Below are 7,729 nucleotides of genomic sequence, written 5' to 3' on the forward strand. Positions count from 1 at the left end.
CCTGCTGTTCAGCTTCGACCCGGCGCACACGCCGATCGCCTTTCCCAGCCCGCGCTCGTGGGAGTATGCCCACCGTGCGCTGCAGAAATTCGACCGGACCGAACTGCTGGCCGATTCGTTGCAGGCCTGCGTTGGCCAGTCGGCCGGCCTGGAGTTGAAAACCTTCGTCGACAACATGGCGCAGATGCCCGATCTCGACGCCATCATCGCGGGTGCGGATGCCGAAGTGCCCGCAGGCATCGACCTACAGTATGGCGTCGCCGCAGCGCTGGTGCGGCGTGCATTGCAGGCTGCCGACAGCGGCAACGCTTCGGCGGTATACGGCAACATCCTCAAATATGCGCAGCGTTTCCCGCAGCGCGAAATGGGCGTCATGCTGGTGTCCGACCTGCACCGCGCGGTGGGCCGGCCGTTGTTCGCCGTGCCGGCGTTCGCCGAGTGGGCCAACAGCATCACCGATCTGGTTCTCTACGAGCATTGATCCATGGCTGAACAGCCCGACGTTCTGCAGCCCATCCTCACCAAGCTGGCGGCCGCACGCACCCGCCTCATCATGGAGCGCCCGTTTCTTGGCGCGCTGGTGATGCACCTGCCGCTGAAAGTCGGCGGCGATTGGTGCTCCACCACGGGAACCGATGCGCAGGCGTTTTATTTCAATCCGAAGTTCGTCGAAAACCTGTCCCTGGCGCAGACGCAATTTGTCCTCGCGCACGAAGCGATGCACTGCGCCATGGGCCACCCCCAGCGCCGCAACCATCGGATGAAGCGGCGCTGGGATGTGGCCTGCGATCACGCGGTGAATCTGATCCTGATCGAGGAAGGCCTGAAGCCGCCGCTGCACGGCATCCTTGCCGACCAGAACTTCATGACGCTGTCGGCCGAAGAAATCTATCCGCTGATTCCCGAGGACACCCCGGAAGAGTCCTTCGACCAGCACCTGTTCGACAACGACAACGAGCAAGGCGCCAGTCCCGATCAGGACGAACGCCAGGACGATCCCGAGGGCGGCGAGGCCGGTGGCCAGGGCAAGGAAGGCCAGAGCGAAGCCGAGGAGCAGCAGGGCAGCGGCAGCCAGGCCTCGCAGAAGCCGAACGAGTTGTCGCCCAGCGAGCGCGAGGAACTTGCCGAGCAATGGAAGAACCGGCTGGCCGCCGCCGCCCAGGCGGCGCGCCAGGCCGGCAAACTGTCCCGGTCGATGATGCGCTGGGTCGACGGCCTCCTGGCCCCGAGTCTGCCGTGGCGCGCCTTGCTGGCGCGCTTCTTCGCGATCAACCAGCGCGACGACTATTCGTGGCGCCGGCCCTCGCGCCGCGAGGGCGACGCGCTGCTGCCGCGCCTGTCGAGCGAGGGCATCGAGGTGGTGGCGGCGATCGATACCAGCGGCTCGATCAGCGACGACGAACTGCACGAGTTCGTCACCGAGCTCGATGCGCTCAAGGGCCAGGTGCGCGCCCGGATCACGCTGCTGGCGTGCGACAACCATGTGGCCGAACAGGCGCCGTGGGAATTCGAGCCCTGGGACACGATGCAGCTTCCCGCCGGTCTCGAAGGCGGCGGCGGCACCGATTTCCGCCCGGTATTCGACTGGGTCGAGCAGGAAAACCGCAGCCCCGACATGCTGGTGTATTTCACCGACGCCGAGGGCGACTTCCCCGGAATTCCGCCGAACTACCCGGTGATCTGGCTGGTCAAGGGCAAGGGCAGGGTGCCCTGGGGCGAGCGGGTGCAGCTCAATTGAGCACCTTGCACGCTCAGCCCAGCCGGGTGCGCAGTTTCCTGTTCGAACAGCTCGACATCCGCGGCGTCTGGGTGCAGCTGGGATCCGCCTGGCGCGAGATGACGGCCGGGCGCGATTATCCGGAGCCTGCCCTTGAGCTGTTGGGCCAGCTGGCGGCGGTGACCACGCTGATCACCGCCAACCTCAAGCAGACGGGGCGGCTGACGTTTCAGTTGCGCGGCGCCGGCGAAATATCGCTGCTGGTGATGGATTGCGATGAACAATTGCGCCTGCGCGGCATGGCGCGCAGCGTTCCGGATCTGGCGACGGGCAGCCTGCCGGCCTTGCTGGGCGACGGGGCATTGACCCTGACGCTCGACACCGCCGACATGCGCCAGCCCTATCAGAGCCATGTGCCGCTGCAAGGCGAGACCCTGGCCGCGGCGTTCGAGCATTATCTGGCGCAGTCCGAACAATTGCCCACCCGCCTGTGGCTGGCGGCCAGCCGCGAAACGGCTGCCGGTCTGTTCCTGCAGGCGCTGCCGGGGGCGGCCGCGCGCGATGCGGACGGCTGGAACCGGATGCAGATACTGGCCGACACGGTGCGGGCGGACGAACTGCTCGGGCTCGGCGCGATCAAGCTGATCGAGCGCCTGTTCCCGGAGGAGGATGTGCGGGTGTACGATCCTCGCCCGGTCAGCTATCACTGCCCGTATGACCCGGCCAAAATCCATTCCATGCTGCGCAGCGTGGGGCAGGCGGAATGCGAGGCCATCATCGCCGAGCAGGGTGAAATCCGGGTTCACGATGATATCTGCAACCATGAATATGTACTGGATGCAGCGGCGGCGGCCGCGCTGTTTACCCCGAGGGGTGCCGATTCGCCGCACGTCGAGACGCCCGCTGTCAAGGGCAACAACAAATGAAAGGACGCGCGATGCGGGCAGGATGGGTGCTGCTGGGGTTGCTGACGCTATCAACCGGTGCGCTGGCGAATGAACGCTATCAGGCGCTGCCGCTGGCAGGTGCCGAGGGCGGCAAGGGCGGCGCGCGCGCGTTTATCCTCGACACCCGTGATGGCCATGTCTGGATCTGGAGCGAAAATGAGCTGACCATCGCACCGGATGGCGGCCGCCGCTATGGCACCGGCTTTTCCTATCAAGGCAAATTGCGCCCCGGCACCCAGCCGGGAGAGTTCATCGAAACGCCCAGAAAATAATGCATCCAACCCGTTTCGTTGCAATTTGGCAACATCCGGAACGCGCTAAATCAATTTTTTAGTAGATTGTGGTTTTCTATTACCGTTTTGCTAGAATTCCGCGCGTCGGCTGGATCACAAGTCCCGGACCGATCTCTGGTGTGGGTTTTTATATCTGTAAGTAAAGGGAAATCAAATGAAATATTCCGTCCTCCTGGCTGCCCTGCTGGCTGTTTCCATGGCCGCTTGCGGCAAAAAAGAAGAAGCCGCTGCTCCGGTCGAAGCGCCTGCTGCTGAAGCGCCGGCTCCGGAAGCTGCTGCTCCGATGGAAGCTGCTCCTGCTGAAGCGCCTGCCGCCGAAGCGCCTGCCGCCGAAGCGCCTGCTGATGCCGCTGCTCCCGCTCCCGCTCCCGCCCAGTAATTCCGGGCACGGAACGTAAAACCGGCCTTCGGGCCGGTTTTTTTATGCCTGCAAAAAACGATCGAGCCGCGTCATGGCATCGGCCAGCCGCGGCAGAGGCTGGGTGTAGGCAAAGCGGATGTGGCGTGCCGCGCGATGCGAACCGAAATCGACTCCAGGCGTAGCGGCGATACCCGTCTGTTCGAGCAGAAGATTGGCGAATGCGTAGCTGTCCGAGGTGTGGCGGCTGCAATCCGCATACAGGTAAAACGCTCCCTGCGGCGCCAGCGGAATATCGAAGCCCCGCTCGCGCAAGGCGGGCAGCAGAAAATCGCGGCGGGCGCGCAACTCGGCCTTGCGGGTTTCGAGTTCATCCAGGGTTGCGGGCGAGAATGCCGCCAGTGCCGCATGCTGCGCTGGGGTGGCGGCTGCCAGGAACAGGTTCTGCGCCAGCCGTTCCAATGCCGGCATGGCCCAGGCAGGAGCGATCAGCCAACCGAGCCGCCAGCCCGTCATCGAGAAATATTTGGAAAAACTGTTGACGACGAATGTGTCGTCCCAGCGTGCGGCGCTGTGCTCGCTGCCGTCGTAAGTGAGCGCCAGATAGATCTCGTCGACGATCAAGGCCACGCCCTGTGCGCGGCACCAGTCGCGGATGCGTGCGAGTTCGTCGGGGGACATGGCGGTGCCGGTGGGATTGGACGGGCTGGCGATCAGCACCGCGCGGGTGGCCGAAGCGGCATGGCGCTCGATGGATTCGAGGGTGAGTTGAAAGCCGCTGCCGGCATCGACCGGAACGGCGACTGCGCGGGCGTCGCAGAAGTGGGCGAAATGGCGGTTGCAGGGATAACCCGGATCGGCCATCAGCACTTCGTCGCCGGGGCCGGCCAGCAGGCCCAGCGTCAGCAGCAAGGCGCCCGAGGCACCGGGGGTCACCACGATCCGTGCGGGATCGACTGCAGCCTGCCAGCGAGCGGCATAAAATCCGGCAATGGCTTCGCGCAGGGCGGGCAGGCCGAGTGCGCCGGTGTAGTGCGTGTACCCGGCGCGCAGCGCCGCGATTCCGGCCGCGACGACGGGTTCGGGTGTGGCGAAGTCCGGCTCGCCGATTTCAAGATGGATGATGTCGCGTCCGGCGGCTTCCAGCGCCTGCGCCCGTGCCAGGATGTCCATCACGTGGAACGGCGCGATGCCGTCCATGCGTACGGCGGTTTTGGGATGGCTTGGGGTCACGTCTGGCTTTCCGCCCGGCGCAACGGGTGCTGGCGATAAAACTGCTGCAGTTGCCGGTAAATCGCCGGGTATTCCGCATCGAGCACGTGCGGCGTTTCAAAAAACACTTCGCTCGACACGGCAAAAAACTCGGCGGGGTTGGCGGTGGCGTAGGGATCGATCGCAGTGTCTTCGCCGCCATCGACGCGCGCGGACAGGTCGGCATAGGCTGCACTGAAGTCGCGCGCCCAACTGGCGGAATCCATGCCGCGATGCAGCGGCGGAAAGCCATTGGCGTCGCCGTTCAGCATGTCGAGCTTGTGCGCGAATTCATGCAGCACCACGTTGGAGCCGTCGGCCAGGCCGCTGGCTTCGACGTCGGCGAGCGACAGCACCAGCGGGCCGCCGTGCCAGGACTCGCCGGCCAGGATGTCGCGTGTATGGTGGACGACGCCGGCCTCGTCCATCTCTACTCGCGGACGCAGGAATTCGTCGGGGTAGAGGATGATTTCGCTCCAGCCCCGGTAGCTGTTTTCGTCGAGATTGAGGATCAGCAGGCAGGCCTGGACGGCGATGATCAGCTGCATGGCATCGTCGACTTCGGCGCCGCCGGCAGCGGAGAAAGTCTTGTCGTGGATGAACAGGCTGGCGATTTCACGCAGGTGCGCCAGTTCGCCGGATGTCAGCCCCCGCAGGATATGCAGGCGTTCGACCGCAGCCTGGAACGCGGCAAGCGGCACGAGGTGGTGCCGGAGAATGCGGTTGCGGCGCCAGCCGGAAAACCAGCTCATTCGTCGACGTCGAGCAGGCGCGCGGCGCCCGCGTCCGGGTGTTCGAGTTCGACCCGTTCGATCTGCTGGAAACGGCGGCTGATCTTGTCGCTGGAAATGCGCACCTCGCCCACATCCTTGTTGGCCTGCTCGATATGGGTGGCGAGCTTTTTCATGCGCTCGTCGAAGCGCGCAAAATCCTTCGCCAGCTTGCTCAATTCATCCTTGATCACGTGCGCCATGCGCCGCGTTTCCGAATCGCGGATCACTGCGCGTGCGGTATTCAGCACCGCCATCAGCGTGGTCGGCGAGGTGAGCCACACCCGCTTTTTCTGTGCGTACTCGACCAGATCCGCATGGTAGGCGTGGATTTCGGCGAACACCGCTTCGGCCGGCAGGAACATCACCGCACCGTCGGAGGTTTCGCCTTCGACGATGTATCTGGCGGCGATGTCGTCGACGTGCTTTTTGACGTCGGCCTTGAACTGCCGCCGTGCTGCCTCGCGCTCGGCCGGCGGCAGCGTGTCGTCGAACATGCGGCTGTAGTTTTCCAGCGGAAACTTGGCGTCGACGCAGACGGTGCCGGTGGGTTCGGGCAGGATCAGCACGCAGTCGGCGCGCGCACCGCTTCTCAGGGTGTGCTGGAAGACATAGGCGTCGGGTGGCAGGCTGTTCCTCACCAGCGCTTCCAGCTGCACTTCGCCGAAAGCGCCGCGCGAGCGCTTGTCGCCGAGGATTTCCTGCAGCGACACGACGTTGGAGGCGAGTCCTTCGATTTTCTTTTGTGCCTCGTCGATCACCGCCAGCCGCGACATCACCGAAGTAAATGTCTCGTTGGTTTTCTTGAAACCCTCGTCGAGCCGCTCGGCGACCTTGCCGGAGATTTCATTCAGGCGGCCATCGACCGTCTGCGACAGCTGCTGCGCGCGCTCGCTGAACTGCGCGGTCATATGTTTCAGCGTGTCCTGCAGCAGGCTTTGCTCGGCACGTCCCTGCTCGATGAGCTTTTCCAGCATCGCGGTCTGGAACTGGCCGAACTGGCCGGTGACGGTTTCGCGCGTCTCGGCCAGCCGTTCGGTCTGAGCGATCTGCAGAGCGGAGAGTTGGGCCTGCATGCGGTCGGACTGCGTTGACAGCCCGGTGTGCAGGTCGGTGAGCACCGCGCGGTGACGGGCCTCCATGTCCTGCGCCAGCAGCGCGGGCAGCCCGGCTTGTTCGCGCTGCAGCGCACGCAGGCGCAGCAGCAGGGAAACAGTCAGGAGAGCAAGGACGGCAAGGCCGGCGAAGAGGCCGATTTCGACAGGATGCATGCGCGGATTCTACCCGTGCCGCCATGAAAAAACCCGGCGCTGGCCGGGTTTTGCATTACGCTGCTGCGCGGCTGGCGCGCTTGCGCTCGTGTTCCTGCAGATGGCGCTTGCGGATGCGGATCGATTTCGGTGTGATCTCGACCAGTTCGTCGTCGTCGATGAACTCCACCGCGGATTCCAGCGTCAGCTTGATCGGGGTGGTCAGGCGCACCGCCTCGTCGGTGCCGGAGGCGCGCACGTTGGTGAGCTGCTTGCCCTTGATCGGGTTGACCACCAGATCATTGTCGCGGCTGTGGATGCCGATGATCATGCCTTCGTACAGCTTGTCGCCCGGGCTGACGAACATGCGGCCGCGGTCTTCCAGTTTCCACAGTGCGTAGGCCACCGCTTCACCGTTGTCCTGCGACACCAGCACGCCGTTGTGGCGGCCGGGCAGGTCGGCCTTGACCGGGCCGTAGTCGTCGAACACGTGGCTCATCAGGCCGGTGCCGCGCGTCATCGTCATGAAGTCGGACTGGAAGCCGATGAGGCCGCGCGCGGGAATGTGGTATTCCAGCCGGGTACGGCCCTTGCCGTCGGATTCCATGTTGGTCAGCTCGCCGCGGCGGCGGCCGATTTCTTCCATCACGCCGCCCTGGTGCTCGTCTTCCAGGTCGATGGTGAGGTTTTCATACGGCTCGCACTTTTCGCCGTTGATTTCCTTGTACACCACGCGGGGTTTGGCCACCGCCATCTCGAAGCCTTCGCGGCGCATGTTTTCCAGCAGGATGGTGAGGTGCAGTTCGCCGCGGCCGGCGACGCGGAACACGTCGGCGTCGCCGGTTTCGTCAACCCGCAGCGCGACGTTGGTCAGCAGTTCCTTGGTCAGGCGGTCGCGGATCTGGCGGCGCTAGAGGGCGCGCGTGCCATCGGCTTCGTGCTCGCGGCCGAGCTGCGCGCGCACGGTGTCGACCTCAGCTTCACCCCAGTGCTCGACCTCGACTACGGCTGCTGCCGCGCCATCGGCAACCGCGCCTTCCATCGCGACCCGCAGGTGGTCGCCGCGCTCGCCCAGGCGCTGGTGGCCGGCATGGCCGAGGCGGGCATGGGCGCGGTCGGCAAGCACTTCCCCGGCCACGGCTT

At 64.9% G+C, this 7,729-nt stretch carries 8 protein-coding genes and 2 pseudogenes; 6 read left to right on the forward strand and 4 right to left on the reverse strand.

All coding sequences use genetic code 11. The features are described 5' to 3' along the window. The 5 genes and pseudogenes from Q0L94_RS13195 to Q0L94_RS13215 all read left to right on the forward strand — a co-directional run. Window positions 1-481: pseudogene (locus tag Q0L94_RS13195) on the forward strand (ATPase); the annotation flags it as partial. A 3-nt stretch (window positions 482-484) separates the two neighbouring features. Beyond that, on the forward strand, window positions 485-1,738 hold the full coding sequence (locus Q0L94_RS13200; protein ID WP_296753906.1) for a VWA-like domain-containing protein: 1,254 nt from the start codon (window positions 485-487) through the stop codon (window positions 1,736-1,738). Between the two features lie 5 nt (window positions 1,739-1,743). Beyond that, window positions 1,744-2,643: an Hsp33 family molecular chaperone HslO gene (locus tag Q0L94_RS13205; RefSeq protein WP_296753918.1), complete on the forward strand. Its 900-nt coding sequence runs from the start codon at window positions 1,744-1,746 to the stop codon at window positions 2,641-2,643. An 11-nt stretch (window positions 2,644-2,654) separates the two neighbouring features. Continuing rightward, on the forward strand, window positions 2,655-2,936 hold the full coding sequence (locus Q0L94_RS13210) for a hypothetical protein (protein ID WP_296753908.1): 282 nt from the start codon (window positions 2,655-2,657) through the stop codon (window positions 2,934-2,936). A gap of 175 nt (window positions 2,937-3,111) precedes the next feature. Further along, complete coding sequence (locus tag Q0L94_RS13215) at window positions 3,112-3,336, forward strand: hypothetical protein (protein ID WP_296753909.1); 225 nt, start codon at window positions 3,112-3,114, stop codon at window positions 3,334-3,336. A gap of 42 nt (window positions 3,337-3,378) precedes the next feature. On the opposite strand, the gene Q0L94_RS13220 is transcribed toward Q0L94_RS13215, so the two are convergent. The 4 genes and pseudogenes from Q0L94_RS13220 to Q0L94_RS13235 all read right to left on the reverse strand — a co-directional run. Beyond that, complete coding sequence (locus Q0L94_RS13220) at window positions 3,379-4,548, reverse strand: pyridoxal phosphate-dependent aminotransferase (RefSeq protein WP_296753911.1); 1,170 nt, start codon at window positions 4,546-4,548, stop codon at window positions 3,379-3,381. Next, complete coding sequence (locus tag Q0L94_RS13225) at window positions 4,545-5,318, reverse strand: M90 family metallopeptidase (protein WP_296753913.1); 774 nt, start codon at window positions 5,316-5,318, stop codon at window positions 4,545-4,547. Before Q0L94_RS13225 ends, Q0L94_RS13220 begins: the two co-directional genes overlap by 4 nt. Further along, window positions 5,315-6,607, reverse strand: coding sequence for a DNA recombination protein RmuC (locus Q0L94_RS13230; RefSeq protein WP_296753915.1), 1,293 nt, complete (start codon window positions 6,605-6,607; stop codon window positions 5,315-5,317). Before Q0L94_RS13230 ends, Q0L94_RS13225 begins: the two co-directional genes overlap by 4 nt. Before the next feature lie 55 nt (window positions 6,608-6,662). Continuing rightward, window positions 6,663-7,493, reverse strand: a pseudogene (locus Q0L94_RS13235) (translational GTPase TypA); the annotation flags it as partial. On the opposite strand from Q0L94_RS13235, the gene Q0L94_RS13240 reads away from it, so the two are divergent. After that, on the forward strand, window positions 7,383-7,729 hold a 347-nt coding region (locus Q0L94_RS13240; protein WP_296753917.1), incomplete at its 3' end, for a glycoside hydrolase family 3 N-terminal domain-containing protein. The pseudogene Q0L94_RS13235 and the gene Q0L94_RS13240 sit on opposite strands and share 111 nt — an antisense overlap.

Source organism: Thiobacillus sp. (genome assembly GCF_024708915.1).